This is a genomic window from Arthrobacter sp. D1-29 (genome assembly GCF_054130585.1).
The window spans coordinates 151,618-176,916 of the sequence record NZ_CP096383.1 but is presented as its reverse complement, the minus strand read 5'-3'; the positions used below and the strand labels follow the sequence as shown (position 1 = coordinate 176,916).

Here is a 25,299-nt window from a genome sequence, read left to right as displayed (position 1 = left end):
GGAAGAACGGGAACGCTCGTCAGCCCAGGGGGAAAACGAGCAGGGACCCGCTGGCGGTAGCCACCAGTTTGCCGCTGCCATCGGTGACTGTTCCATCCGCGAAGGCCACCCGGCTGCCGGCCTTGGACACCACTCCCACGCAGGTTAACAGGCCGCTGCCGGCCCGTATTGGGCGGAGGTAGTTCACTTTGATTTCTATGGAGGTGTAGCCCTGCCCCTGGGGAAGGGTGGTCTGCACGGCGCAGCCCAGGGCCGAGTCCAGGAGGGTGCACACCAGGCCGCCATGGACTGCCCCAATGGGGTTGTAATGCGACTCGTCCGGGAGGCAGGTGAACGTGGCAGTTCCCGGCTCCGCCTCAACCAACGTCATGTTCAGCAATTGGCCCATCGGCGGGGGCGGCAGCTTCTTTCCCATCATCGAATGCAGGTAGTCCAGGCCACTCATGCTGGGCATGGCTCCCGCGCCAATGGCAGGGTCCTCCCAGGTGACAAGCCGTTCACGTTCTGTCACTGCTGCTCCTCATCGTCCGGCACATTCATGGTAGCGCCGGCTGGAACGCCGCCCATCTGGGGGAAGGCCGGGGCACCCAATGGCGCCCCGGCCTTTCGGACTAAGGCACTGCGCTCAGGACAGCTGCGCCAACGTCTCGCCCAAGGAAGCGGTGGGACGTCCGGTCAGACGGGAGAGGTCGCCTGTGATCGGCGCCAGTTCGCCGTCGCGGATGTTCCCGTCAAGGGCAACCAGGAAACCTGCAGTCTGATCGTCCAGCCCGGCTGCCTTGAGGAGCTCGAAATGCTCGCCCGGCTCCACGGCTTCGTACACCACGGAGCGGTCCAGGGCCGTGCTGAGCGAAGCTGCAAACTCTTCGAAGTCCCAGGCAACATCGCCGGACAGCTCGTAGACCGCATTGTGGTGCCCATCAGTGGAGAGCACGACAGCCGCTGCCGCGGCGTAGTCAGCACGGGATGCACTGGCCACCCGGCCGGTCCCGACACTGGCCACCACCTTGCCTGTCTGGCGCGCCTGCTCCAGGGCCGGGACGTAGTTCTCGGTGTACCAGCCGTTGCGCAGCAGCGTGTAGGGAAGGCCGGATGCGACCACGGCTTCCTCGGTGGCCTTGTGTTCCGGGGCCAGCACCAGCGTGCTCGTGTCAGCCCTGACAACACTGGTGTATGCCAGCTGTGCAACACCGGCCGTCCGCGCGGCATCAATGACATTCCGGTGCTGCGCAACCCGCTGGCCCACTTCGCTGCCGGAGATCAGCAGGACCTTGTCGCCGCTCTGGAAGGCTGCCGCCAGCGATTCGGGATCACTGTAGTCAATCCGGACAGTGCGGATGCCCCGGAGACCGTAATGGGCGGACAGCTTCTCCTGGTCCCGGCCGGCGGCAACAATGTGGCTCGCTTCAACTCCCCGTTCCAGCAGGCTGTCGATGACGAGCTTGCCGAGCTGGCCGGTGGCGGCGGTGATGACAATTGACATTGAGGATTCCTTCTCCTAGCGGTCAGTCGAGCGGACTGCTCGATCACCCCTACCAACCTGCAGGATCACCGGTACATTCCAAACCGACGGTACGCACTTTTTGGTAAGCTACTTTGCATGGCACAAACCCAACTCCCGGACCTGGGGCTGCCTCTGGGCGACGACAACGTCTTTGCAGAGAACTGCCCGTCCAGGGTTCTGCTCAGCCACGTCACCAATAAGTGGGGAACCCTGGTGCTGATAGCTCTGTCGGCAGGCACCCTAAGGTGGAGCGAACTCTGCCGCACCATCGGCGGCATCAGCGAAAAGATGCTGGCGCAGACCCTTCGCACGCTCGAAGCTGACGGACTGGTACGTCGGGATGCCAGGCCCGTGGTGCCGCCGTACGTGGAGTACAGCCTTACGGACAGCGGGCAGGAGCTGAGCAGCCACCTCATCCCGTTGGTCCAGTGGGTGGCCATCCATGCCCTGAAGAGCTCAGATGTAGAAACCCCGTCACACTTCCCGGTCTAGGATCAGCATTGCGGAACTAACCGAAAGCAGGCCGCGGGCGGCCTGGTGGCTGGTAAACGGGCCGCAGAAACTACCACTTGAGAGTATGGATCATGGCTTCGAAGACTGACCCTGAATCTGAGAATGACGCCGAGGGCGGGCAGCACGGCGGCGTTCAGTCCGTGGACCGGGCACTTGCGGTGCTGGAAATCCTGGCCCGCGACGGCCATGCAGGCGTCAGCGAAATCGCCGAGGAAATGGGCATCCACAAGTCCACCGCCTCTCGGCTTCTCGGCGCGCTGGTCACCAGGGAGATGGTCCACCAGAACAGCGAACGTGGAAAGTACCAGCTGGGCTTCGGCGTCCTGAGGCTGGCGAGCTCCATTCCCGGACGGCTCAGCCTGGTGCGGGAGGCCCGCCCGGTGATTGAAAGCCTGGCCGAGCAATTCAAGGAAACCGTAAATCTGGCCGTGCTGCGGTCCAACTTCGCCGTCAACGTGGACCAGGCCATGGGTCCTTCATCGCTTGCCACCTATGACTGGGTGGGCAGCCTCACGCCCCTTCACGCGACCTCCAGCGGAAAAGTCCTGTTGGCCGCGCTGTCCGTCGAGGAACGGGACCGCGTCCTGAAGGAAACCGGACTGCAGGCCAGGACTCCCCGGACCATCACCAACCGCAACAAACTCGAAGCGCAGCTGCTGGAAGTCGCCCGCCAGGGCTACGGATTGGCGCTGGAGGAATTCGAGATCGGGCTCAACTCCGTGTCCGTGCCCGTCCACAACCACCTGGCCACGGTGATCGGCGCCGTCAGCATCTCCGGGCCTGCCTTCCGCTTTGATCCGGAAAAGGAGCCCGGGCTGCTTGAGGCGCTGAAGCAGGCCGGACTCCAGATCAGCGCCAAGATGGGCTACACCCGGACAAGGTGATGCCGGCCCACCGTCAAGGTGCCCCTGTTCGCAGCACCCGGCCGCGCGCCCCGGACGTACTGCCGAACAGATGCCATGCCCAAATGGACGCGGTTGCAGCGCCCACCAGCAAGCCCGTCAACACCCCGACAACGGTGTGTTCAATCCTCCAACCCGCTCCGGCCGTCAGCTGGACACCCAGCAGGACCGCCACGGCCCAGGCAACTGCTGACCCGGCCACCCAAAGAAGCCCATCCCGCAGCGGCATGCGAAGTGCCCACCATTGGCTGCCGGCCAGCAGGAATCCGCCAAACACCGCCATCAGCGGAACGGAAAAAGTGTCCGGGAAGACGTCCCCGATGATGTGGATGAGCAACAGAGCCACCGCGGTTCCCACTGCCCAGCGCCAGGTGGAACGGGCGATCAGGCGCAGGAGCAGCATCTGCCCAGGTGGGCGGCCCCAGAGCCTGGTGTCCTTGCTATTCCTCCCGCACATCTCACGGAATACGTGGATAGCCGGGTGTCCACACTCCACGCCGGCTCACACGCCACTAAGGCGAGGTCAACCCTGCTGTTCGACAAGCACCTGTTGTATCAGGAGGAAAAATGTCCGGGGATTCAGATCTTGAGCCAAGGGCATCTCCACGTTGCGAAGAACGGGCGCGAAATCGTAGTCCGGGAGCGCCAGGCCAGCTTCCAGGGCGTTGTTCACCAGCTGTCTGGAGGACGCGTCCCAGGAAGCGTATTCGGGTTTCACAACATCACGGATTGCCGCTGTCAGCTGCACGTTGTCTAACACATCGACGTCCTTTAACGCATTCCACTCCGCGTCGCTCAACATCGAATAATCGAAATTCTTGATCAGTGAAACCAGGTAACTTACGGAATTGCTATCGAGCATGGCTGTTCAGATTCCATTCCCCAGCGTGACTAGTCTGTGGGGTCCTGCAACAGCCAGCTCATCGCCTCGGTTCGATCCGTGAAGAAGCGTGTGGGGCATGGATAGGAGCCGGCGGGACGGAAGTTAGCAAGGATCCGGTCAACCGGAGTCGAGCCGAGCAGCGCAATCCGGGATGCCGCAGACGGGGCTGAGAATGCTTCACGTGCGTCGTGGCTGACACCCATGGTGCCGCCCATGTCAACCAGCAACGGGTGAGGTACTCCGTGGCAAACATCATCCAGGCTGGCCATTGCAGCGGTGACGTCTGCTATCTCGAGGTTGGCATGGCGCTGCCAGGTCAGGTTTACGACGCCATTTGGAAGAAGCTCCAGCGTGGCCTTTCCGCTGTCGATGGGGGTGTGCTTCACGGTGGACTCCTTGCCGGGCTGTGTTTAGACGATCTTAGATGACCGCAACTGTGGCATAGGTTCTGGCCTGGTCTTCATGGATGCACGAGGGAGCTCTTACGCTGGCAGGGTCTTTGTGTACCAATTGAACTGCCGGCCATCACTCTCCTCGCTCTGCCGAAAGGGAATGTAGCCGGCGCGCAGGGCGACGGCAACCGATGAGGTGTTCCCCGGTTCGATTCTGAGAACTCCTTGGGCTGCCCCTGCCGCGGCGGCGTGAGCGCCTGCAAGGAGGAGCGCGCGCGTGGCGATACCCCGGCCGCGCCATGAAGGATAAAGTCCATAGCTGATGTTCACAGTGCCGGGCCCCAGGTACGGCCGATCAAACTGCACCTCGGTGGTGCCTGCGAGTTCTGCCAGGCCAACCCGTATGCCAAAGGCATGCACTGGCCCGCCGGTTTCCCACTGATCCAGGCAGCGCCTGATGTATTCCTCGACGGACTGCCGGGTGCCAATGCCCCCGCTGAGCCAGCGAACAAGCTCGGCATCTTCCCCCGCGAGGTGGGGCTCGATGTCCTCCAGGCAAAGCGGGGACAACCGGATAACCCCATCGGTTAACTCCACGAATATTTTCCCCCTGCGTCACTGATCCTGCAGCGTCGCCCTTGCGGTGTCGAAGTCGTAGGCGGCAAGCCCGTCGATGCTGATGCGGTTCTTGGCGATCCGGTATTCGGCGCTGCCGTCCGTCCCTTTGCGTTTGAAGTACGGTCCAAGCAGATCGCGATGACCTTGGAAGCTCATCAGCGGAACGCCCCACCCGCATGAATCCGAAACACGGACGACGTCAACCACGATGACGGCCCTCGCGCCAGGCTTGTCGTCGAAGTGCTGAGCGAGCGACTCGAACTCGTCGTCGTACCGGCTGACCACCCTCCCCGTGCCGTGCAGGCGGACGATGTTCGGCGGGCCGTCGAAGGCGCAGAACATAATCGTGATGCGGCCGTTTTCCCTGAGGTGGGCGATGGTTTCGCTTCCGCTGCCGGTAACGTCGAGCCAGGCGAAGGTGCGCTCGTCGAGGACAGCAAAGGTGCCGGGCAGCCCGCGCGGCGAGACATTGACATGACCGTCCCCCGAGAGCGGCGCAGTGGCCACAAAAAAGACAACTTGCCGTGCGATGAATTTTGTCAGCCGCTCGTCGATCGCACCGTATACCTTGCTCATGAGAACACGCTCCCACGGGCAGGAGCGGCCTTCAAACACCGTCTCAGAAACGGCATCGGAGAAATAGGCGAGCAGACAAAGGGAAGTTGGGACATCTGGCGGGCTCCTCGGCTCCTCTTAGGGAGGAGCCGAGGGAGCAGGTTAGGCGCGGGCCAGGCGCGCGGCCCCGGCCATTGCCGAGCTGCCGAGATCACTTCTTTTCAGCGTCTGCCCCGCTTCAAGGGCATCTGCCCACTCATCAGTGGTGCTGACAGCTGCCCAGTTTGAGTTCAACAGGGTGAGCAAAGTGGTGTGAACTGTTTTTGCGTCCGCGAAGCCCGCATCGTTGGCGAGGTTGATAGCCCCGGTGGCATCCGAAAGGACCTCGGTGGTGAAGCCCAGGGATTCAGCTTCAACGGCCGAAGCGAGGACGCAGTTGTTGGTCATGTAACCGACCAGTGCGACGGTGTCGACGTCCTGCTCCCGCAGCCACCCAGTGAGGTCGGTGTCTGCGTAGACGGAACCATACTGTTTGACGACACCCTTCCATGCCTCGGTTCTGCGGCCTTCGATCTGTGGGTGAAGTTCGAATTCGGGGGTGCCAGGTGCGAAGACCGGAGCACCCTCACCCGCGCTGTGTTGTACGGCCACGATAGGGATGCCCGCGGCGGTCGCTGCGTCGACAGCCCGCGCGATCATCGGTAGGGACTCCTGGTGCGGCGGGTACTGGATCTCGAAGGGTCCGCCGAAGTACTGCTGCTGCACATCGATGAGGATAAGGGCGCGGCGAGGGGTGCTCATGGTGGTGTTCTCCCAAATAGTGGTTCGCTTGCCGCCGGGTGGCAACCATTCCATCCTTCCCGCCACAGGCAACCACAACCAGTGGCACGGAGGCCCATATACGATGGATTCAGGCCAAAGCTGAGAGGAATCGAATGCGCATCGCGATCTACGCCTTCCACGGAGTAACCATGTTCCACCTTGCTGTGCCACAGATGGTTTTCGACGAGGTGACACGTCAGGGACTTGCGGAATGGAAGACCGTCCTCTTCTCAGACCAGGCCAGCCATGTTCGAACAGCAGAGGGTTACCAACTGGGAGAGGTCCAGGGCCCTGCCGCGGCGGAAGCGGCGGACGTCGTGGTGGTGCCCTCCTGGTTCGATGACGGCCGCGCTCCGAACGAATCGCTGCGGCGCGTGCTTCAGGAAGCACACCAGCGCGGTGTGACAATCCTGGGGCTTTGCCTCGGTGCCATCCCCGTTGCCGATGCAGGTCTGCTTTCTGGGCGCCGGGCAGTCACCCACTGGCAAGCGTTCGGATCCCTCGCTGTCCGCCACCCTGATGTTTTCCTGGATCAAACCGTGCTGTATATCGATCACGGTGACGTGTTGACGTCGGCCGGCACGGCATCAGGACTGGACGCGTGCCTGCATCTTGTCCGGGGCCGGCTCGGGGCGGATGCCGCTAACCAGGTAGCCCGCAGCCTCGTCATCGCCCCGCATCGGGAGGGCGGACAGGCGCAGTACATAGAACACCCCGTTCCGCCGCGCTCCTCAGATGACCCGATCGCACGCCTGCTCGAATGGGTGCTGGGCCGCCTGGGCGAGCCCCTCAGTATCGATCGCCTCGCCGCCCAAGCGCACATGAGCCGGCGGACCTTCGTCCGCGCCTTCCGGGCAACAACAGGGACAACACCCTCTGCGTGGATACGCACCCGGCGGCTCGACGCTGCCCGGCGGATGCTGGAAACCACGGACTTATCCGTTGATCAGGTTGCCGCTGACTGCGGCTTCGGCAGCGCCGTTACCCTGCGGCAAAACTTCGCAACCGCCTTTTCCACCACCCCAACCGAATACAGGCGCCACTTTGACGCCCGGCTCACGCGTCCGACGTCGTACTGACAACGCCAGCCCGTTCCACCGCCCCCAGGGCCGCGGAAAGCAACGGCCTAAGTGAACGCGGCCGGGGTGACACGCCTGTCGTAGGACTCACGCGCTGACATCACGTCTTCGATGTATTCCTCAGCCCAGAGGCCCAGCGCCGTCAGTGGCTCACGCAGGGTTTGGCCGAGAGCGGTCAACTCATACTCGACGCGCGGAGGCATTTCGTCATAGGCGGTCCGGCCCACGATCCCGTCCCGTTCCAGGTCCCGCAGGGTATCGGCCAAGACCTTGCCGCTGATGCCGTCCACAGCCTGCCGCAGTTCACCGAACCTCAACGGGCCCCCGCTGAGAGCAATGACGATCATGGCCGTCCACTTGTTGGCGATCTTCGCCAAGGAAGTCCGCGAGGGACACGTTGCCACCATGACGTTCCAAGCCGGCACAGTCACGGCAAAACCTCCTTAGTTACGTTGATGTAACAGGTTACCGGCTGTAACCATAGGCGGGTAAGCCCAAGCAAAGGAGAACCAGATGACTGACCAGACTCCGGCGGCCGTGACCGCCTCATACTTTGACGCCCTCGGACGCGGTGACGTACCCGCGGCGATGGCACTGCTAAGCCCCGACGTGGTGTGGCACCAGCCCGGTGCGAATCAGTTCTCCGGCGACCATTCAGGAATCGATGGCGTGGGCTCATTGCTCGGCGGGATGATGGAAGCAAGCCAGGGCACCTTCCAGCTCGCCGTCACCGGACCCGCCATGGTCAATGGCGAGTTCGTGGCAGTCCCGGTCAGGTTCTCCGGCAAGCGAGCGGACGTGGCAATGGATATGTCCGGCGTAGACCTCCTCACGGTACGCAACGGAAAAATCGCCGAAGTGCGCTTATTCTCCGAGGACGGCCAGGCGGAAGACGCCTTCTGGGGACGCGCCTAACTGATCCCCCGGGCACCGCGGCCGGCAGCACTGGCACCTGTGCTGCCGGCTGCCAGGCCTGCTCGCGCCGGAGCATTCCGGTTGTGGCGTGGCAAACGGTTCGGCCATGCGCCGTCGGAGTTGCTGCGCCGATAGCTCCTCGTACTAGTTACGAACACAACCCTGCAGTGAAAGCCTGGTGTGAGCGGCCCCGAAAGGGGTAAGTATCCAACCGAGGACGCACTTTTGCCTGGGTGGGTCAGATGCGTCAGGGGACAGCGGTTGGGAGGTGGCCGGTGACGGCAAGGAACTTGCCTCGACGGCGAATCTACGCCGCCAGGGCGTCCGGCCCGCTGGCCGTTACATTGGGCGCCGCAGCGCATTTCCTGAGCGGCGCGGCGGTCCCAGGCCCCTCGGTTCTCCTGGCAATTGCCGCCTTGCTAAGCATGGCAGCATCCATGCTCGCGGGCCTGAACCTCCGGTTCTGGGCGCTGCTCCTGGCCTCGGGCCTGGTTCAGCAGGTGCTGCATTTGGTGTTCGCCGGTTTCGCCGGTGGCTCGGGCAGCACATCGCCCGGGCATGCCCACGGAGTGCTGATCTGGCAGCCACTCCCACCGGCCCAAACGTCCGGCGGCCACCACGCGATGGAACTCATGTTGGACACGCATGTGGCGGCGGCACTGCTGACCGTCCTGGTCCTCACGCAGTCGGGCGCCCTGATATCGCACGTGTCGCGGCTGCGGCGCAGGCGGACCAGCCAGGTGGCAACAGACAGTTAGCCGGAAATCCAGCCAGCAAGACCGTCCGGCCCCGATCCTGCCGTCAGGTTATTCCTGGAAGCGGTAACCCAGCCCGGTTTCGGTGAGCAGGTGCCTGGGGTTGGCAGGGTCCGTTTCAAGCTTTCTCCGCAGCTGGGCAAGGTAGACCCGGAGGTAGGCTGTCTCGCCGATGTAAGCGGGTCCCCATACATCCGTGAGGAGTTTCTCATGGGTGACGAGGGCGCCATTGTTCCGGATCAGAAGTTCCAGGATGTTCCATTCGGTGGGAGTCAGGCGGACGGGCATGCCTCTCCGGGTTACCCGTTGCGCGGGCAGGTCCACAGTAAAGCTGTCGGTTTCCACAACGGGAGCCTCCCCCGTTGTCCCGCGGCGCAGCGCAGCGCGCAGCCTTGCCAGGAGCTCGTCCATTCCAAAAGGCTTGGTCACGTAGTCATCCGCCCCGGCGTCCAGGGCCTGGATTTTGTCATCGGATCCGTGCCTGGCTGAGAGGACCACGATTGGCACGCCGTTCCAGCGCCTGAGCCGGTGGATCACCTCCACCCCGTCCAGGTCAGGCAGACCCAGGTCCAGGATGATGACGTCCACGGGGTGTTCGGCTGCCTGGTCCAGTGCGGCCTGCCCGGTGAGCGCCGTAAGGGTTGAGAACCCCCTTGCGTTCAGGTTGATCTGCAGGGCGCGGAGTATCTGGACTTCGTCATCGACGATCAGCACCGTCGTCATGGCTTCGCCGTTTCGGTCTCGGGGAGTGCGCCGGTGGAGAGCGGCAGGCGCACCACCATGGTCAGGCCTCCGCCTGGGGTTGGCTCTGCGAGCAGGACTCCGCCCATAGCCTCGGTGAAGCCCTTTGCCACGGCCAGGCCAAGCCCGATCCCTGTTCCTGCCGTCGTGTCATCTGCCCGTTGGAAAGGCCTGAACATGGACAGCACCTCCTCTGCCGGGATACCCAGTCCATGATCGACGACGGTAAGCTCGCTGGCCGGGACGTCGCCAATTCTTGCGCTCCCGGCCCCACCGACGGCGCCGGCGATAGTGACGTCCGAATCAGGGGCATACTTCAGGGCGTTTTCGACAAGATTGGCAATGACCCGCTCCAGCATGCCGGGATCGGCATCCACCGGAGGCATGTTGCCGGGCAAGAGCACGCGGACCCGGTCTGACGCTATTCCGCGCAGGGCCACGCCCACCACCTCAGCCCAATGCACCGGACGGATTAACGGGGAAACAGCATCCGCAGTGATCCTGGACATGTCCAGCAGGTTGCTCACCAGCCCGTCGAGCCGGTCAGCCCCTGACTCAATCGTGGCCAGGAGCTCATCCTGCTCCTCCCCACGAAGGGTTACGGTCCTGTCACGCAGGGTGGCGGAGGCCAGCTTGATTCCGGCCAGGGGCGTGCGGAGGTCATGGGAAACGGCCCGCAGAATGGAGGTCCGCATTTTGTTTCCCTCCGCCAGGCGAAGGTTTTCACGCTGGCTCACAGTCAGTTCTTCACGTTGCAGCATGGCCAGCAGGTGCGCACCAAAAGCGGCCAGCAGCCGCCGTTCATCCTGGTTGAGCTCCCTGCCGGTCAGAGTCAGCATCCTGTCAGCGTCCATCTGCTCCACCGAGTCTGCATCGGAGACCGCAGCCGGCCGGGACGAACCCGAGAATTCCCTCAGGACCCAGTCGCCGTCCCGGACCGGACCGGGCTCCTCCCGGGTCCACAAGGCGGCCCCGCCTGCCTGGAAATGCTCCCGGACCTGATCCAGGAACGCCGGAATACTGTTTCCCTCGGCTACCGCCCTGCGGCTCAATTCACCCAGGATGGACGCTTCCGCGCGGGCAATGTGTGCCTCCTTGCTGAGCTTCGCGGACCGGTCGACCACCATCGATACAGCCACAGCCACCAGAACAAAGACCAGCAGGGCCAGAACATTCTCCGGGTCAATCACGGACAGCGAACCCACTGGCCTGACACTGAAGTAATTCACGATCAGGCCCGCCAGAGCAGCTGCCGCAACGGCAGGCCACACCCCGCCGAGCAACGCCACGCCAACCACCCCGGTCAAATGAACCAGCATGTCCGTGGACAGCTGGTCGTGAGGGAGGAACTCCAGGACGAACTGCAGCAGCGGGGGCAGACCCACAGCCAGGGCAAACGCAGCCGCCTCCCGGTGCCGCCCAAGCCGCGGCCGTTTCCGGCGGGCAGCTCCGGCTGGCCCGGGCTCTTGGCCAATGAGGTGAACGTCAATGGTTCCGGCATTTGCCACCACAGAGGCCACCGTCCCGGGCCTGGGCTGGAGCATCGACCGCCGCCGGGGCTTTCCCAGGATGATCTGGCTCGCGTTCACGCTCCTGGCGAACTCAAGGAGCGTCGCGGCCACTTCCTCACCGCCGACGGCGTGGAACACCCCTCCGAATTCGGTGGCCAGATTGCGCGGCAGTTCCAGGTCTTTGCTTGAGGGCCCCGTCGCGGCGGTCCTTGTGCGGACATGCACCACATGGAGCTCCCCGCCTTCGGCAGCAGCCAGCATCCTCACTCCGCGGCGGACGAGTGCCTCGTCCCCGGTCTGGCCGCTCACGCCGACGACGATCGTGGTTCCGGCCCCCGGCGCAGCTCCCAGGAAACTACTCATATTGCCTTGTGCCATGGCTCCATTGTTCACTCAGGCGCCCGGCATGCCTTCATTGCCAGCGGTTCAGCCCACGTGGACCCACGGGCGCTTAGTGACGTCCGGTTCTGCTTCGCGCAGCACTTCGCGGGTGACAGGTGCGATCTCGCCCTCGCCCAGGAACAGGAAACGGAGGAGGTTCGTGAGCGGGTTTCCCTCTGTCCAGCGAAAATAGATGTGCGGCATCAATCCCGTGACGTCCCGGATGTGACAGAGCACAGACGCGATGGTGTTCGGCACCACCGGGCCGTGGACCTCCAGGATGCGGTATCCGTGCCGCGTCACACCACGAACCTCCAGTGTGGTTTCGAAGTCGGAGGAATCATCGACGATGACTTCAAGGAACAATGCCTCCTGGTCCAGGGGCAGGTGGCTGACCTCAATGGCGGAAGCGAGCTTATCCCGGTAAGCCTCGGCGGTTATCCGCAGCGGTTCGTGCGCGATGATCGATATCGGGCCCTCAAGGTTGGGCGCCAGAAACTCCAATGCCTGCCGGTCCAGGTGCACGTGGGTTGCGTGCAGTTCGAAGGAACGCCGGACGCGGGAGAGAAGGGAGATCACGATGATGCCCAGGATGAAGAGCCCGGCGATCCTGATGCCATCGGGACGTTCGACGACGTTTGCCACCGTGGTGTACGAAAAAACCATAGCGATGGCACCGAAAGCAATCGTGCGTTTGCGCTGCTTCCGGCGGCGGGCAGAGAGCGTCACGGCAACAGCCGCGGACGTCATCAGGACCAGCACGCCGGTGGCGTAAGCGCCGCCCTGGGCATCGACGTCGGCCTCGAAGAGCCAGGTGATCAGGAACCCGACGAGGGTGAACACGAGCACGAGGGGCCGGACTGCCTTGGCCCATTCAGGGGCCATGCCGTAACGGGGAAGGTATCTCGGGACCAGGTTCAGCAGTCCTGCCATGGCCGAGGCGCCGGCGAACCAAAGGATGGCGATGGTGCTGACGTCGTAGAGCGTGCCGAAGCCGACGCCCAGGTATTCATGGGCGAGGTAAGCCAGGGCACGGCCGTTGGCCTGGCCGCCGTCCTGGAACTCGTGCGCCGGGATCAGCACCACGGTGATGAAGCTGGTGGTGATCAGGAACGAGCTCATGATCACCGCTGCCGAGGTCAGCATGCGCCGGGTCCCCCGGATGCGCCCCGCAGGATTGTCTTCGGTGTCATCCTGACCGCCCCGGACCTGGGGCATGACGGCCACTCCGGTTTCGAAGCCGGACAGTCCCAGTGCCAGCTTCGGGAAGACGATCAGCGCGACAGCCACAGCCATCAGAGGATTCCCGTGGGAAGTCCACAAGGTTGTCCACCAGTCGTCAACAGCAGCCGGGTGGTTGATAACCCCGGCCATGGTCACAGCCACCACAACGGCATTAAGGCCAAGGTAGACGATGACCAAAACCACGGCCACGCCGATTGCTTCCCTGAATCCGCGGAGGAACACGGCGGCCAGCAGCGCCAGCAGCACCAGGGTGACCAGGATGTTCTGCCCATGCAGCCATCCCGGGACAAGAGGGTTTTCAATCAGGTGTTCGCTGGCGTCCGCCGCCGAGAGGGTGATGGTGATCATGAAGTCCGTAGCCGCGAACCCCAGCAGAATCAGCACGAACAGCTTGCCGCCCCAGCGTGGCAGCAGCCGCTCAAGCATCGCGATGGACCCTTCCCCCCGCGGGCTCTCCCGCGCCACCCTGCGGTACACAGGCAAGGCGCCCAAGAGCGTGACAGCAACCAGCACCAGCGTCGCCAGCGGAGAAATGACACCGGCAGCCAGGGCTGCGATGGCCGGCTGATAGCCAAGGGTGGAAAAGTAGTCAACACCGGTCAGGCACATCACTTGCCACCAAGGATGCTTCTCTTCCTGCGCCGGGCCCACGCTGCCCGGACCCTGATGCGAACCTTTACTGTCCTGGAGGCCGGACAGCAGCCATGTCCTTAGCCCTGCCGCTGCCGTCGGCCGCGGGGCCGAAGGGTCCGCCGGAGGCCTGGTCAAGGTGGTCATCAATTCCTTTCTCCACGGCACTGGAGGCGCCGTAACAGGAATCGAAGCTAGCACCGGCAGAGAAAGCGCAGACCGGAACGGGGTTTTCTTAATGCATCCTTTATGCCGCCCCGTCTATGTGAAGGGAAACGCCGGTCCTCTCCGCCCGCAGCCGCTGGTCCTCAGGCGTGCGGCACGAAGCGGACGAACATGGCTTTGAAGCCGGGGGTGTTGGATTCGCGGGCGACGTTTTCCTTGTGGACCAGGGCGTTGGCCTCCGGGAAGTATGCGGCGGCGCAGCCCTTGGCCGTGGGGTAGGCCACCAGCCGGAAACTGTCGGCCTTCCGGTCCTGGCCCCGGAACGTGCTGACCACGTCCACCAGGTCGCGGTCCTGGAAGCCGAGCTCAGCCAGGTCCTCGGGGTGCACCAGGATCACCCGGCGGCCGTTGGAGATGCCGCGGTACCGGTCATCCAGCCCGTAGAAGGTGGTGTTGTACTGGTCGTGGCTGCGCATGGTCTGCAGGACCAGATGTCCCTCGGGCGGGCTGAGGTATTCAAGGGGGCTGACCGTGAAGCGCCCGCGCCCGATGTCCGTGGCGAAGGAGCGGGTGTCGCGCGGCGGGTTGGGCAGCACAAACCCGTTCTTGGTCCGGACCCTGGCGTTGAAATCCTCGAACCCGGGCAGGACGCGGGCGATGTGCTCCCGGATCACGTCGTAGTCCTCGGCCATGGCCTTCCAGTTCACGGAGTGGCCCGGGCCGAAGGTGGCTTCTGCCATCCTGGCCACGATGACAGGCTCGGCGAGCAGGTGCTCGGACACAGGCTGAAGCCTGCCCTGGGTAGAGTGGACCACCGACATGGAGTCCTCCACGGACAGGAACTGGGCGCCCTTGGGGTGCTTGTCGTCCTTGTCCGTCCTGCCCAGCGTGGGCAGGATCAGGGACGTGCGGCCGTGGACCACGTGGGACCGGTTCGGCTTGGTGGAAATGTGGACGGTCAGGCCGATCCGCTGCATTCCGGCTTCCAGGGTTTCGGTGTCCGAACACGCCAGGGAGAAGTTTCCGCCCATGGACACAAAAACGTCCACCTCGTCCCGTTCGAACGCTTCCATGGCCTCCACGGCGTCATAGCCGTGGTGCCGCGGGGACTGGATCCCGAACTCGGAATCCAGCGCATCCAGGAGCCACTCCTTTGGCTTCTCCCAGATCCCCATGGTCCGGTCGCCCTGGACGTTGGAGTGCCCGCGGACCGGGCAGGCACCAGCGCCCGGCTTGCCGAAATTGCCCTGCAGCAGCAGGACGTTGACCATTTCCTTGATGGTGTCCACCGAATGCGGCTGCTGCGTCACACCCAGGGCCCAGCAGAAGATGGTGGCCTTGGACCTGATAAGCATCCCGGCCACAGTTTCGATCTGCTCCCGGGACAGGCCGGTGGCCTTCTCCGTCTCGGCCCAGTCCAGTTCCTTGCGGGCCTCACGGTAAGCCTCAAAACCGTCCGTCTGGGCGTCAATGAAGGAACGGTCGACGACGGAACCCGGGTTCCGTTCCTCCTCCAGGAACAGCAGGTGGCCCAGCGCCTGGAACAGCGCCAGGTCCCCGCCCACCTTGATCTGCAGGTACTCGTCGGCCAGCGGCGTGCCGCCGCCCACCACACCTGAAACGGTCTGCGGATCCTTGAAGTTGAACAGGCCGGCCTCCGGCAACGGGTTCACCGCCACCACCTTGCCGCCCCTGTCCTTGCAGTCCTTCAGCGCCGAGAGCATCCTGGGGTGGTTGGTGCCGGGATTCTGCCCCACCACAAAAATCAGCTCGGAATCGTGGATGTCATCCAGCGACACCGTGCCCTTGCCGATCCCGATGGTCGGGTTCAGGGCCGAGCCGGAGGACTCATGGCACATGTTGGAGCAGTCCGGCAGGTTGTTGGTTCCCAAGGCCCGGGCATAGAGCTGGTACATAAATGCTGTCTCGTTGGCTGTTCGGCCGGAGGTGTAGAAGACGCAGCGTTCCGGCGTGCTGGCCCGGACATGTTCGCCGATCAGTTCAAACGCGTCAGCCCAGGAAATCGGCGAATAGTGGGTTTCCCCCTCGCGGATCACCACCGGCTCACTCAGCCGGCCCTGGTTGCCCAGCCAGTACTCTGTCTTCCCGGCCAGATCGGCAATGGAATGCCGGGCCCAGAATTCAGCCCCCACGGTCCGCAGGGTGGCTTCCTCGGCCACGGCCTTCGCACCGTTCTCGCAGAACTCGGCGGCCTTGCGTTTCTTGTCCGACTCCGGCCAGGCGCAGCCCGGGCAGTCAAACCCGCCGCGCTGGTTGAGCCGCAGCAGCGACTGTGCCGTGCGGGGCACCCCGGCCTGGGCAACGGCACGCTCCAGGGCCACAAACACAGCTTTGACGCCGGCGGCCTCGGTCTTGGGCTTGTGGACGGAGAGTTCGTCCTCGTTGATGTCCGCGACGGGGGCGGGCTGTTTCCCGAACTTCATTGTTCCAACTTCCTTACCGGCCAACGTTTTGCTTGTACTGGTGTTTTGTTTGGGTGCCATCGAGGCGCGCCGGGCATTTCCCGGCGCACCCTGTAACAGGCTCTTGCGAATTCGCTGGCTACTGCGAAACCTTCGCCAGCGTCTCCCGCTCCGCTCCGATGGTGGTGCTGTCGCCGTGGCCGGTACGCACCACCGTTTCGGGCGGGAGGGTCAGCAGGCGATCCCGGATTGACGCCAGGATGGTGGGGTAATCACTGTAGGACCTGCCGGTGGCGCCGGGGCCGCCGTTGAAGAGGGTGTCTCCGGTGAAGACTGTCCCTTCGCTTTCCAGGTAGAAACACGTGGAGCCGGGCGAGTGGCCGGGGGTATGGATGGCCCGCAGCGTGGCGCCTGCGACTTCGAACACGTCACCGTCGGCCAGATCCCGGTCCGGCTTGCCGCCGGGATAGACCTGTTCCCACAGCATCAGTTCGTCAGGATGCAGGCAGATCGGGGCGTCCACTGCCTCGGCAACTTCCCGCGCGGCGCCGATGTGGTCGTTGTGCGCGTGGGTCAGCAGGATGGCCAGTACCCTCCGGCCGCGGACCTGGCTGATGATCGCTGCTGCGTCGTGCGGCGAGTCGATAATGACGCATTCCTCGTCATTGCCCACGATCCAGACGTTGTTGTCCACGTCCCAGGTGCCGCCGTCGAGCGAAAACGTGCCCGAGGTGACCAGGTTCTCGATGGTGGCGGCCATCAGAGCTGCACCGCCGCAGGGAGTTCAACCACGGAGCGGAGGACCTTGCCCTCGTGCATTTTGGCGAACGCCTCCTCCACCTGGTCGATGGTGATCCGCTCGGTCACAAAGGCGTCCAGGTCCAGGTTGCCCTGCTTGTAATGCTGGACCAGCATCGGGAAGTCCCGGGAGGGCAGGCAGTCCCCGTACCAGGAGGACTTCAGCGAGCCGCCCCGGCCAAAAACATCCAGCAGCGGCAGCTCAAGCTTCATGTCCGGCGTCGGGACGCCCACCAGCACCACGCGGCCGGCAAGGTCGCGGGCGTAAAACGCCTGCTTGTACGTTTCAGGACGGCCGACGGCGTCAATCACCAGATCGGCGCCGTTGCCTCCGGTGAGGGCCCGGATGGCCTCGACGGGGTCAGTCGTGGAGGAATCAATCCCGTGGGTGGCGCCCAGGGACTTGGCCAGCTCCACTTTGTTGGCGTCGATGTCCACCGCAATGATGGTGGTGGCACCCGCCAGTTTCGCCCCGGCGATCGCGGCGATGCCTACGCCGCCACAGCCGATCACGGCCACGGACTCGCCGCGCTTGACCTCGCCGGTGTTGATCGCGGCGCCAATGCCGGCCATCACCCCACAGCCAAGCAGCCCCACGGCAGCGGGATCCACGTCGTCGTCCACTTTGGTGCACTGCCCGGCGGCCACCAGCGTTTTCTCGGCGAAGGCGCCGATACCGAGGGCCGGCGAAAGTTCGGTGCCGTCCTCGAGGGTCATCTTCTGTGTGGCGTTGTGGGTGTTGAAGCAGTACTGCGGCTGCCCCTTGGCGCAGGCCCGGCAGTGGCCGCACACGGCACGCCAGTTAAGAATCACCCGGTCCCCTGGCGCCACGTCGGTGACGCCGGCGCCTACTGCACTGACCACGCCGGTGGCTTCATGGCCCAGCAGGATGGGGAAATCGTCAGTGATTCCGCCCTGCTTGTAGTGCAGGTCAGTGTGGCAGACGCCGCAGGTGAGGATGTCCACCAAGGCCTCGCCCGGTCCCGGGTCCGGCACCAGGATGGTCTCCACCGAAACCGGAGCATTCTTTTCCTTGGCGATGACTGCCTTGACTTTGTGAACCATATTTCCTGTGTTCCTTTCGTTGGCCGGGCGAAGAGCGCCGACCCGACTAACAAATACTAGAAGCTTGAGCGTTTGCCTGCGGCTACCCAAAGGTATGGCCAGGGGTACCCAAAGGGGTGGTTAGCGGGGCAACTCAAGGTCCTCATCACGTGGAGACACTACGTTCACACACTCCTGCAAATTGCGTATTACACAACTAGACGCACATAGCGCGTTATGACGAATATGGCAGCCGACTCCTGCGGTGTCAATAGCAGACCTTGGCCGCACACTCCCAAGAATGCACCAAAAAGGGCCGCAAGTAGGCTCTAGCCGCAACAGTATCCCGTTCAATGCAACAATCCAAACCCAACTGCCACCCGCCCTGGCTGCGCGCCCTACTCCCGGCGGCATGCTGCATTTTCTATTTGAAGAGCACACAACCCATTGACTTGTGGTGCAAGTCACGCTTACTCTGGTGCAACAGCGTTGCGTTCACTGCAACCCCAACACACCCTGGTGGACCTATGAGTAACGAAACTCCCTCCCCGTCTCCTCTTGCGGGACGTGCAGGCCAAGAGTCGAATAGCGGGTATGACGGCTCTTTGTCCGGAAGCAGCACGTTGACCGGCCGGAGACTTGACCAGACCAGCAACGGCGTCAGCAAAGACACCCGCCGCAGAGTGGTGGCGGCCAGCTTTATCGGCAACTTTGTTGAATGGTTCGATTACGCCGTTTACGGCTATTTGGCCGTAACCATCGCCACTGTCTTTTTTCCAGACTCAGACCCTCAAACCGGACTGCTGCTGACGTTCGCCCTGTTTGCGATTTCATTCCTGGTGCGCCCACTCGGCGGGTTCGTCTGGGGGCATATCGGTGACAGGGTGGGCCGGCGGACAGCTCTCTCCCTTTCCATCCTGATCATGTCAGGGGCAACATTCTGTATTGCCCTGATCCCCGGCTACGCCACGATCGGCATCTGGGCCCCCGTCCTGCTCCTGCTGATTAGGGTGGTGCAGGGGTTCTCCGCCTCCGGTGAGTACGCCGGGGCGTCAGCCTTCCTGGTGGAGTACGCTCCAGCCAACAGGCGCGGCCTGTATGCGGCCGTGGTTCCGGCCAGCACCGCCGCCGGCCTGCTCCTCGGCTCCCTGATGGCGGGCCTGCTGACAGTCCTGCTGAGCTCCGACGCCATGCAAGGCTGGGGCTGGCGGCTGCCGTTCCTGCTGGCAGCACCCATGGGCCTCATCGGCAGGTACATCCGGACCAGGCTCGAAGACACCCCAGTGTTCCGCGAATTGGCGGCCGAAGGCGAGGCCGTGAAGGCACCGGTGTCCAGCCTGTTCCGGAACCACTGGCGGCAGCTGCTGCAGGCCGTCGGAGCAGTGCTGCTCAACGCCGTCGGGTTCTACGTGATCCTCAGCTACATGCCCACTTATCTGTCCTCGGAACTGGGCCTCGGCGCGACCGAATCGTTCCTCGCCACTACCATCGCGCTGGTTACCTACATCGGCTTTATCTTCCTGACCGGCATGCTCTCGGACCGTTACGGGCGCAAGAAGGTGCTGATCACCGCCTCTGTCACCTTCATCCTGCTGACCGTGCCCGCGTTTGCCCTGCTGGGAACCGGAAACTTCCTGGTCATCGTCCTGGTGCAGATCCTGCTGGGCGCCATGCTCACCCTCAACGACGGGACGCTTCCCAGCTTCCTGGCCGAGATGTTCCCCACCCGGGTCCGCTACAGCGGCTTCGCGGTCAGCTTCAACCTCTCCAATGCGCTCTTCGGCGGCACCGCCCCGTTTATGGCCACGCTGCTGATAGCGGCCACCGCCAGTGACCTGGCTCCGGCGTGGTACCTCGTGGCCGCGGCCGTCATCTCGCTGATCGCCGTCGCCCTCTCCCGCGAAACCTGCAATGAACCGCTGCGCCACGAATAGGCGCTGGCCAGCACCAAGATTTCCCCTTCACGAAAACAGCACCACAGAAAGGCACCAACATGACCACCACAGCATCAGATAACGCCACGTCCGTCGCCGAACTGGAGCGCACGAAAGTCCTTAACAACGGCGAGAAGGTCCGGCTGACCTTCTCGGATACGGAGTTTGAACGCCGGCTGGCCGGTCTCCGCCGGATCATGGCAGAGAAGGAACTGGACGCCGTCGTCCTTACCAGCTACCACTCCATCAAGTACTACTCAGACTTCCTGTTCACCTACTTCGGCCGCTCCTACGCCATGGTTGTCACCAAGGACGACACCGTCACGGTCACGGCCAACATCGACGCCGGGATGCCCTGGCGCCGCAGCTACGGCGACAACCTCGTGTACACCGACTGGCGCCGGGACAACTACATCTTTGCCATCCAGGAGGTCCTGCGGACCCGCGGCATCAACCCGCGCCGCCTCGGCGTCGAGGACGATTCCCTGCCGCTGGACAACCGGAACAAGATCCAGGTGGCCTTCGCGTCGGCAACCCTGGTGGACGTGGCCCAGGCGGCCATGCGCCAGCGCATGTTCAAGTCAGCAGAGGAAATCGAGGTCATCAAGCACGGTGCGCGGATCGGCGACCTGGGCGGCGAGGCCATCCGCAATGCAATCCGTGCAGGGATCACCGAGTACGAGGTGGCTTTGATCGGCACCGAAGCCATGGTCCACGAGATCGCGCGGACCTTCCCGGATTCGGAAATCCGCGATACCTGGGTCTGGTTCCAGTCCGGCATCAACACCGACGGTGCCCACAACTGGGCCACCACCCGGAAGATCCAGGAACACGACATCCTGTCCCTGAACTGCTTCCCCATGACCTCCGGGTACTACACCGCACTGGAGCGCACGCTGTTCTTCGGCGAACCCGACGCGCGGTCGCTGGAGCTGTGGAACATCAACGTGGAGGTCCACAAGCGCGGCCTTGAGCTGATCAAGCCAGGCGCTGTCTGCAAGGACATCGCCGCGGAACTGAACGAAATCTATGTGGGCCATGGCCTGCTGGCCAACCGCACGTTCGGCTATGGCCACTCCTTCGGCGTCCTGAGCCACTACTACGGACGCGAGGCCGGGCTGGAACTGCGCGAGGACATCGACACGGTGCTGGAACCGGGAATGGTGGTGTCCATGGAGCCCATGATCACCGTCCTTGATGGCCAGCCCGGCGCGGGCGGCTACCGCGAGCACGACATTCTGGTGGTAGGCGAGGACGGCGCGGAGAACATCACTAAGTTCCCGTTTGGACCCGAGCACAACATCGTGGGCGCTTAGGCCTTCAATAGCCCCCCGCAAAGCGGCGCCGCATTTTCCTGCGGCGCCGCTTTCCGGCGTTCAGGTAGGGAATGATGGGAACACCATGACTGCAGCAGAATCCAGTGAGACCCCAGGCAACGGCGATACCAAAGGCGCCTCCGTCATCGTGAACGCCATCGCCGTCCTCCGCACGTTCACCGCTGAGGAGCCCCTGCTCGGCGTCACCGAGATCGCGAACCGCGTTGGGCTGCACAAAAGCACGGTGTCGCGGATCCTCGCCACGTTCGAGCAGGAACATTTGGTGGAACGGGACGCGGAGACGCGCCGGTTCCGGCTGGGGCTGGGACTGATCGCGGTGGCCGGCCCGCTCCTGGCTGAGCTTGAAGAGCGGCGGGTGGCCTATCCGGTCCTGCGCGAGCTCGCGGAGCAGACCGGCGAAACCAGTGCGCTGATGGTGTGGAACGGTTTGGAGTCCATGTGTGTGGAACAGATTGCCAGCCACCAGCAGATCAAACACACCACCCCGCTGGGTGCCAGGTACCGGGACGCCATGAGCTCTTCGGTGCAGGTTTTCCTGGCCGCGGAACCAGCCGAGCGCGTCCGGTCGCTGCTGCGCGGCGGAGCCATCACGTATCCCGGCCTGGACGACAGCAGCCTGGAGGCATACCTCATCCGGCTCAAGGAAGACCTGAACCGGGGCTGGGCAATCAACTACGGGGAATCTTCCATCGACGAGGTGGGCGTCGCGGCCCCCGTCCATGACCACCGCGGCGACGTGGTGGCCGCCGTCCTGATCCCGGCGCCCAAGTTCCGCGTCTCCCCGGACAGGCTGCAGAGCCTGGGGGAAGCCTGCGCCGCTGCCGCGCAGAAAGTCACCGCCCGCCTGGGTGGGCGCGCTCAGGAACCTTCTGCCCGTCCCAACTAGGTCGCACTAACTGTCGTTATGGGGGCCTATTACGACAGTTAGCGCGACCCAGTTGGGCTTCTGAACTATCGGGAACCCAGCCGGGTTTAGTAAGCATCAGCTGACCGGCAATCGTATTTGCCAGACAGATACTTGCTATCAAAAGGTTCGCCTTCCCCGAATACATGCGTTGCGTCACAGTAGTTGCAAGACCTGCAGCAACCCAACCGCAGCCAGTATCCAGAAGGAATTCAGCGTGGAAACTCCCCTCTCCCATCTTGCCCACCTCGAGATCACCACCCCCGACGTCGAAGCCTCCGCCAAGTTCTACGAGGAAAAGTTCGGCATGCGCATCATCGACCGCGTGGGCGGCAACGTCTACCTGCGCTGCTGGGGCGACTACTACCGCTACAGCCTGGTCATCACCGAAGGACCTGAGGCGTCGCTGGGCCGGATGGCGTGGCGCACCAACTCCCAAGCTGCCCTCGAGGCCGCCGCCCAACGCGTCGAAGCATCAGGTGTCCAGGGCAGCTGGACTGCCGGCGGCCACGGCTACGGCAAGGCCTACGAATTCACTGGCCCCTACGGGCACCGCATGCGCCTGTTCTTCGATGTCGAGAAGTTCGTCGCGGAACCCGGTTTCGAGTCCACCTACCCGGACCGGCCGGAGCGCCGCAGCAGCCACGCCGCCGCACCCCGCTTCCTGGACCACGTCACCGTGGCGTCCTCCGATGTCCGCGGCTTCGCCAAGTGGTACAACGAGGCCCTGGGCTTCCGCGTCATGGCATTCGTTGACCTGGACGAGGCACCCATCACCGTATTCTCCGTGCTGACCACCAACGAAAAGTCCCACGACCTCGGCGTGGTCCTGGACACCTCCAGCCGCGCCGGCCGCGTCAACCACATCGCGTTCTGGGTGGACGCCACCGAGGACCTACTCCGCACCGCCGACGTCATGATGGAAAACGGCACCCCGATGGAATACGGCCCCTCCATCCACGGTGTGGGCGAGCAGAACTTCCTGTACTTCCGCGACCCCTCCGGCCTGCGGGTGGAGCTCAACTCCGGTGGCTACCGCAACTACGTCCCGGACTGGGAAGCGAACACCTGGAAGCCGTCGCTGGGCTCCAACAACTTCTACAAAAACGGCGCCATGCCGCACTCCATGACCGAATCCTTCCCGCCGGCCGAAGGCTTCACCGCCACCGAAGAAGGCGCCTCCCCCGAGATGAAGGAAGCCCTGCTCAACCCCTACGCCAAGCAAGGACGGGGCTAGAGAGATATGCCTGAAGCAACATATGCCCTGATCCGCTTCCAGGAGGCGGGCGACGGCAAAGCCCGTGCGGGCCTGCTGGTGGGTGACCGGGTACTTCCGCTGGACGGGGACATCAACTCCCTGATCGAGCACTGGGAAACAACCGAAGCTCAACTGGACGCCCTGGCCGCCTCGGCAGGCGGGGATACCGGCCTGGCGCTGGCCGACGTCGAGGTTCTCGCCCCGGTGGAGCCAGTCCAGGTCCTGCAGACCGGCGCGAACTACCGCAAGCACGTGATCGACCTCGCCGCCGCGCACCGCGAACCGGGCCAGGACGAAGAGGAAGTGCGCGCCAAGACGGCGGCAATGATGGACAAGCGCGCAGGCCAGGGAACGCCATACTTCTTTATCGGGCTCCCCACGGCGATCGCTTCCGCCACGGACGACCTCACCCTTCCGTCCTACAGCACGTCGCACGACTGGGAGCTGGAGCTCGCTGCGGTGATCGGCAAAACAGCGTTCCGGGTCACCCCGGAGGAAGCCCTGGACTACGTGTTCGGCTACACCATGGTCAACGACATCACCACCCGGGAATACGTCTTCCGCAAGGACATGCCGGCTATCGGCTCGGACTGGTACCGCGCCAAGAACGCGCCCGGCTTCCTGCCCACCGGACCGCTGCTGGTGCCCGCCAAGTTCTTCGGCGATCCGCAGGACGTCCAGGTGACACTGAAGCTCAACGGCAAGCCAATGCAGGACGAGTCCACGCAGGACATGATCTTCGGCGTGGCCAAGCTGGTCAGCGAAGCCTCGCAGATCATGCCGCTGCGGGCCGGCGACCTGGTCCTCACCGGCAGCCCGGCCGGCAACGGCCAGCACTGGGGCCGGCTGCTCCGGGACGGCGACGTGATGGAAGGCACCATCACTGGCCTGGGCACCCAGCTGATCCATTGCAAGGACGAAGTCCAGTGACCACTCAGGACACAGCACCAACCACCGCCACCGGAGAATCGGCCGATACCCCGGTGATCCGCCGTGACGACCCGCTGGGCAGCATCCGCGCCATGGCCAAGGCCCACAACAACTGGGGCCGCTGGGGCGAGGACGACGTCCTGGGAACCCTGAACTTCATCGACGCGGCCAAGCGCATCGAAGCCGCGGCACTGGTGAAGACCGGCGAGGCCTTCTCACTGTCCCAGCCGTTCGACACCAACGGCCCCCAGAAGGGCTGGCGCCGCCGCACCAACCCCGTCCACACCATGACGGACACCGGGGTGGACGCCGAACGCGGCAACCAGGGCTTCCCGCACGGCTTCGGCGGTGCAGACGACGTGATCGCCATGCCGCTGCAGTGCTCCACGCAGTGGGACGGCCTGGGCCACATCTTCGACCAGGGCAAGGCCTGGAACGGCCGCGCCGCCGGCGACGTGGTCACCTCCGAAGGCGACCTGGTGACCGGCATCGAAACCGCCGCAGCCAAGATCGTCACCCGCGGCGTCCTGCTGGACGTTGGCCGTGCGCTCGGGCCGGAACTGGGAAGGAACGACGGCGAGCTGCCGGACGGTTTCGCCATCACCCCGGAGCACCTGGAGCGCACCATCGAACTGCAGGGCGCCACTTCCAGGGTAGGCCGCGGCGACATCGTGGTGATCCGCACCGGGCAGCACACCAGGGTCCGCCGTGACGGCTGGGGCGACTACGCCGGCGGCTCGGCACCCGGGCTGTCCTTCACCACCGCGCCCTGGCTGCACGAAAGCGAAATCGCCGGGATCGCCACCGATACCTGGGGCTTCGAAGTCCGCCCCAACGAGTTCGACGGCGCCTTCCAGCCCCTGCACCAAATCGCCATCCCCAACCTCGGGCTTTTCCTGGGCGAGATGTGGGACCCGGACCTCCTGGCAGAGGCATGTGCAGCGGACGGCAGGTACGACTTCCTGCTGACCGCGGCGCCGCTTCCCATCACCGGCGCCGTGGGCTCACCCGTAAACCCCATCGCCCTCAGGTAGCGTCCAGCAGCCAACAGCGTCATCAT

General features: G+C 64.0%; 26 protein-coding genes. 11 read left to right on the top strand and 15 right to left on the bottom strand.

All coding sequences use genetic code 11. The features are described 5' to 3' along the window. Positions 1-19: 19 nt before the first annotated feature. Positions 20-511 (bottom strand): PaaI family thioesterase, encoded by a 492-nt coding sequence (locus M1E17_RS00825; RefSeq protein WP_457964772.1) that lies wholly within the window; start codon positions 509-511, stop codon positions 20-22. A gap of 114 nt (positions 512-625) precedes the next feature. Further along, a complete protein-coding gene (locus M1E17_RS00820; RefSeq protein WP_457964770.1) occupies positions 626-1,483 on the bottom strand; it encodes an SDR family oxidoreductase in 858 nt (285 codons plus the stop codon). Between the two features lie 117 nt (positions 1,484-1,600). Between M1E17_RS00820 and M1E17_RS00815 the strand changes: the two genes are divergently transcribed. Together M1E17_RS00815 and M1E17_RS00810 are read left to right on the top strand one after the other, a co-directional pair. Continuing rightward, a complete protein-coding gene (locus M1E17_RS00815; RefSeq protein ID WP_457964769.1) occupies positions 1,601-1,996 on the top strand; it encodes a winged helix-turn-helix transcriptional regulator in 396 nt (131 codons plus the stop codon). Between the two features lie 92 nt (positions 1,997-2,088). Further along, entirely contained in the window at positions 2,089-2,901 is an 813-nt protein-coding gene (locus M1E17_RS00810; protein WP_457964767.1) for an IclR family transcriptional regulator, read from the top strand. A 13-nt stretch (positions 2,902-2,914) separates the two neighbouring features. On the opposite strand, the gene M1E17_RS00805 is transcribed toward M1E17_RS00810, so the two are convergent. The 6 genes from M1E17_RS00805 to M1E17_RS00780 all read right to left on the bottom strand — a co-directional run bounded on the left by M1E17_RS00805 (position 2,915) and on the right by M1E17_RS00780 (position 6,168). After that, positions 2,915-3,322, bottom strand: a complete 408-nt coding sequence (locus tag M1E17_RS00805) for a hypothetical protein (RefSeq protein WP_457964765.1) — start codon at positions 3,320-3,322, stop codon at positions 2,915-2,917. Between the two features lie 120 nt (positions 3,323-3,442). Next, the gene (locus M1E17_RS00800) at positions 3,443-3,781 is read right to left on the bottom strand and encodes a hypothetical protein (protein WP_457964764.1); all 339 of its coding nucleotides are present in this window, start codon (positions 3,779-3,781) and stop codon (positions 3,443-3,445) included. A gap of 29 nt (positions 3,782-3,810) precedes the next feature. After that, complete coding sequence (locus M1E17_RS00795) at positions 3,811-4,188, bottom strand: DUF7793 family protein (protein WP_457964762.1); 378 nt, start codon at positions 4,186-4,188, stop codon at positions 3,811-3,813. Positions 4,189-4,284: 96 nt separating this feature from the next. Further along, positions 4,285-4,791: a GNAT family N-acetyltransferase gene (locus tag M1E17_RS00790; protein ID WP_457964761.1), complete on the bottom strand. Its 507-nt coding sequence runs from the start codon at positions 4,789-4,791 to the stop codon at positions 4,285-4,287. An 18-nt stretch (positions 4,792-4,809) separates the two neighbouring features. Then, on the bottom strand, positions 4,810-5,388 hold the full coding sequence (locus M1E17_RS00785) for a pyridoxamine 5'-phosphate oxidase family protein (protein WP_457964760.1): 579 nt from the start codon (positions 5,386-5,388) through the stop codon (positions 4,810-4,812). A 141-nt stretch (positions 5,389-5,529) separates the two neighbouring features. Continuing rightward, the gene (locus tag M1E17_RS00780) at positions 5,530-6,168 is read right to left on the bottom strand and encodes an isochorismatase family protein (protein ID WP_457964758.1); all 639 of its coding nucleotides are present in this window, start codon (positions 6,166-6,168) and stop codon (positions 5,530-5,532) included. A 134-nt stretch (positions 6,169-6,302) separates the two neighbouring features. On the opposite strand from M1E17_RS00780, the gene M1E17_RS00775 reads away from it, so the two are divergent. Next, a complete protein-coding gene (locus tag M1E17_RS00775; protein ID WP_457964757.1) occupies positions 6,303-7,268 on the top strand; it encodes a GlxA family transcriptional regulator in 966 nt (321 codons plus the stop codon). 47 nt (positions 7,269-7,315) lie between these two features. Here the strand turns inward: M1E17_RS00775 and M1E17_RS00770 are convergent, their stop codons facing one another. Next, positions 7,316-7,699, bottom strand: a complete 384-nt coding sequence (locus tag M1E17_RS00770; RefSeq protein WP_457964755.1) for a winged helix-turn-helix transcriptional regulator — start codon at positions 7,697-7,699, stop codon at positions 7,316-7,318. A gap of 82 nt (positions 7,700-7,781) precedes the next feature. Between M1E17_RS00770 and M1E17_RS00765 the strand changes: the two genes are divergently transcribed. Beyond that, on the top strand, positions 7,782-8,183 hold the full coding sequence (locus M1E17_RS00765) for a nuclear transport factor 2 family protein (RefSeq protein ID WP_457964753.1): 402 nt from the start codon (positions 7,782-7,784) through the stop codon (positions 8,181-8,183). A gap of 290 nt (positions 8,184-8,473) precedes the next feature. Continuing rightward, positions 8,474-8,941: a hypothetical protein gene (locus M1E17_RS00760; protein WP_457964752.1), complete on the top strand. Its 468-nt coding sequence runs from the start codon at positions 8,474-8,476 to the stop codon at positions 8,939-8,941. Between the two features lie 48 nt (positions 8,942-8,989). Here the strand turns inward: M1E17_RS00760 and M1E17_RS00755 are convergent, their stop codons facing one another. From M1E17_RS00755 to M1E17_RS00730, 6 genes are all read right to left on the bottom strand, one after another. Beyond that, the gene (locus M1E17_RS00755) at positions 8,990-9,661 is read right to left on the bottom strand and encodes a response regulator (protein WP_457964751.1); all 672 of its coding nucleotides are present in this window, start codon (positions 9,659-9,661) and stop codon (positions 8,990-8,992) included. Beyond that, positions 9,658-11,568 (bottom strand): DUF4118 domain-containing protein, encoded by a 1,911-nt coding sequence (locus M1E17_RS00750; protein ID WP_457964749.1) that lies wholly within the window; start codon positions 11,566-11,568, stop codon positions 9,658-9,660. The genes M1E17_RS00755 and M1E17_RS00750 overlap by 4 nt, the downstream gene beginning before the upstream one ends. A 48-nt stretch (positions 11,569-11,616) precedes the next feature. Further along, entirely contained in the window at positions 11,617-13,593 is a 1,977-nt protein-coding gene (locus M1E17_RS00745) for an amino acid transporter (protein ID WP_457964747.1), read from the bottom strand. 161 nt (positions 13,594-13,754) lie between these two features. Next, positions 13,755-16,055, bottom strand: a complete 2,301-nt coding sequence (locus M1E17_RS00740) for an FdhF/YdeP family oxidoreductase (protein WP_457964745.1) — start codon at positions 16,053-16,055, stop codon at positions 13,755-13,757. A 118-nt stretch (positions 16,056-16,173) separates the two neighbouring features. Beyond that, positions 16,174-16,794, bottom strand: a complete 621-nt coding sequence (locus M1E17_RS00735; protein ID WP_457964744.1) for an MBL fold metallo-hydrolase — start codon at positions 16,792-16,794, stop codon at positions 16,174-16,176. Further along, positions 16,794-17,897, bottom strand: a complete 1,104-nt coding sequence (locus M1E17_RS00730; RefSeq protein ID WP_457964743.1) for an S-(hydroxymethyl)mycothiol dehydrogenase — start codon at positions 17,895-17,897, stop codon at positions 16,794-16,796. Before M1E17_RS00730 ends, M1E17_RS00735 begins: the two co-directional genes overlap by 1 nt. Before the next feature lie 506 nt (positions 17,898-18,403). Here M1E17_RS00730 and M1E17_RS00725 point away from each other — a divergent pair. The 6 genes from M1E17_RS00725 to M1E17_RS00700 all read left to right on the top strand — a co-directional run bounded on the left by M1E17_RS00725 (position 18,404) and on the right by M1E17_RS00700 (position 25,273). Further along, entirely contained in the window at positions 18,404-19,810 is a 1,407-nt protein-coding gene (locus M1E17_RS00725) for an MFS transporter (protein ID WP_457964742.1), read from the top strand. Between the two features lie 59 nt (positions 19,811-19,869). Beyond that, on the top strand, positions 19,870-21,126 hold the full coding sequence (locus M1E17_RS00720) for an aminopeptidase P family protein (RefSeq protein ID WP_457964740.1): 1,257 nt from the start codon (positions 19,870-19,872) through the stop codon (positions 21,124-21,126). 85 nt (positions 21,127-21,211) lie between these two features. Beyond that, entirely contained in the window at positions 21,212-22,033 is an 822-nt protein-coding gene (locus M1E17_RS00715; RefSeq protein WP_457964739.1) for an IclR family transcriptional regulator, read from the top strand. A gap of 235 nt (positions 22,034-22,268) precedes the next feature. Next, complete coding sequence (locus M1E17_RS00710) at positions 22,269-23,288, top strand: VOC family protein (protein ID WP_457964737.1); 1,020 nt, start codon at positions 22,269-22,271, stop codon at positions 23,286-23,288. A gap of 6 nt (positions 23,289-23,294) precedes the next feature. Then, a complete protein-coding gene (locus M1E17_RS00705) occupies positions 23,295-24,239 on the top strand; it encodes a fumarylacetoacetate hydrolase family protein (RefSeq protein WP_457964735.1) in 945 nt (314 codons plus the stop codon). Next, positions 24,236-25,273 carry a cyclase family protein gene (locus tag M1E17_RS00700; protein WP_457964734.1) on the top strand — a complete coding sequence of 346 codons (1,038 nt, stop codon included), beginning with the start codon at positions 24,236-24,238 and terminating at the stop codon, positions 25,271-25,273. The genes M1E17_RS00705 and M1E17_RS00700 overlap by 4 nt, the downstream gene beginning before the upstream one ends. Positions 25,274-25,299: the final 26 nt, after the last annotated feature.

Bases quoted from the DNA above. Each gene is read 5' to 3' on its own strand.
- M1E17_RS00720 (WP_457964740.1), top strand. From the start codon at position 19,870: ATGACCACCACAGCATCAGATAACGCCACGTCCGTCGCCGAACTGGAG.
- M1E17_RS00820 (WP_457964770.1), bottom strand. From the start codon at position 1,483: ATGTCAATTGTCATCACCGCCGCCACCGGCCAGCTCGGCAAGCTCGTC.
- M1E17_RS00740 (WP_457964745.1), bottom strand. From the start codon at position 16,055: ATGAAGTTCGGGAAACAGCCCGCCCCCGTCGCGGACATCAACGAGGAC.
- M1E17_RS00785 (WP_457964760.1), bottom strand. From the start codon at position 5,388: ATGAGCAAGGTATACGGTGCGATCGACGAGCGGCTGACAAAATTCATC.
- M1E17_RS00800 (WP_457964764.1), bottom strand. From the start codon at position 3,781: ATGCTCGATAGCAATTCCGTAAGTTACCTGGTTTCACTGATCAAGAAT.
- M1E17_RS00805 (WP_457964765.1), bottom strand. From the start codon at position 3,322: ATGCTGCTCCTGCGCCTGATCGCCCGTTCCACCTGGCGCTGGGCAGTG.
- M1E17_RS00750 (WP_457964749.1), bottom strand. From the start codon at position 11,568: ATGGCACAAGGCAATATGAGTAGTTTCCTGGGAGCTGCGCCGGGGGCC.
- M1E17_RS00810 (WP_457964767.1), top strand. From the start codon at position 2,089: ATGGCTTCGAAGACTGACCCTGAATCTGAGAATGACGCCGAGGGCGGG.
- M1E17_RS00745 (WP_457964747.1), bottom strand. From the start codon at position 13,593: ATGACCACCTTGACCAGGCCTCCGGCGGACCCTTCGGCCCCGCGGCCG.
- M1E17_RS00755 (WP_457964751.1), bottom strand. From the start codon at position 9,661: ATGACGACGGTGCTGATCGTCGATGACGAAGTCCAGATACTCCGCGCC.
- M1E17_RS00725 (WP_457964742.1), top strand. From the start codon at position 18,404: ATGAGTAACGAAACTCCCTCCCCGTCTCCTCTTGCGGGACGTGCAGGC.
- M1E17_RS00730 (WP_457964743.1), bottom strand. From the start codon at position 17,897: ATGGTTCACAAAGTCAAGGCAGTCATCGCCAAGGAAAAGAATGCTCCG.
- M1E17_RS00715 (WP_457964739.1), top strand. From the start codon at position 21,212: ATGACTGCAGCAGAATCCAGTGAGACCCCAGGCAACGGCGATACCAAA.
- M1E17_RS00815 (WP_457964769.1), top strand. From the start codon at position 1,601: ATGGCACAAACCCAACTCCCGGACCTGGGGCTGCCTCTGGGCGACGAC.
- M1E17_RS00780 (WP_457964758.1), bottom strand. From the start codon at position 6,168: ATGAGCACCCCTCGCCGCGCCCTTATCCTCATCGATGTGCAGCAGCAG.
- M1E17_RS00765 (WP_457964753.1), top strand. From the start codon at position 7,782: ATGACTGACCAGACTCCGGCGGCCGTGACCGCCTCATACTTTGACGCC.
- M1E17_RS00735 (WP_457964744.1), bottom strand. From the start codon at position 16,794: ATGGCCGCCACCATCGAGAACCTGGTCACCTCGGGCACGTTTTCGCTC.
- M1E17_RS00775 (WP_457964757.1), top strand. From the start codon at position 6,303: ATGCGCATCGCGATCTACGCCTTCCACGGAGTAACCATGTTCCACCTT.
- M1E17_RS00705 (WP_457964735.1), top strand. From the start codon at position 23,295: ATGCCTGAAGCAACATATGCCCTGATCCGCTTCCAGGAGGCGGGCGAC.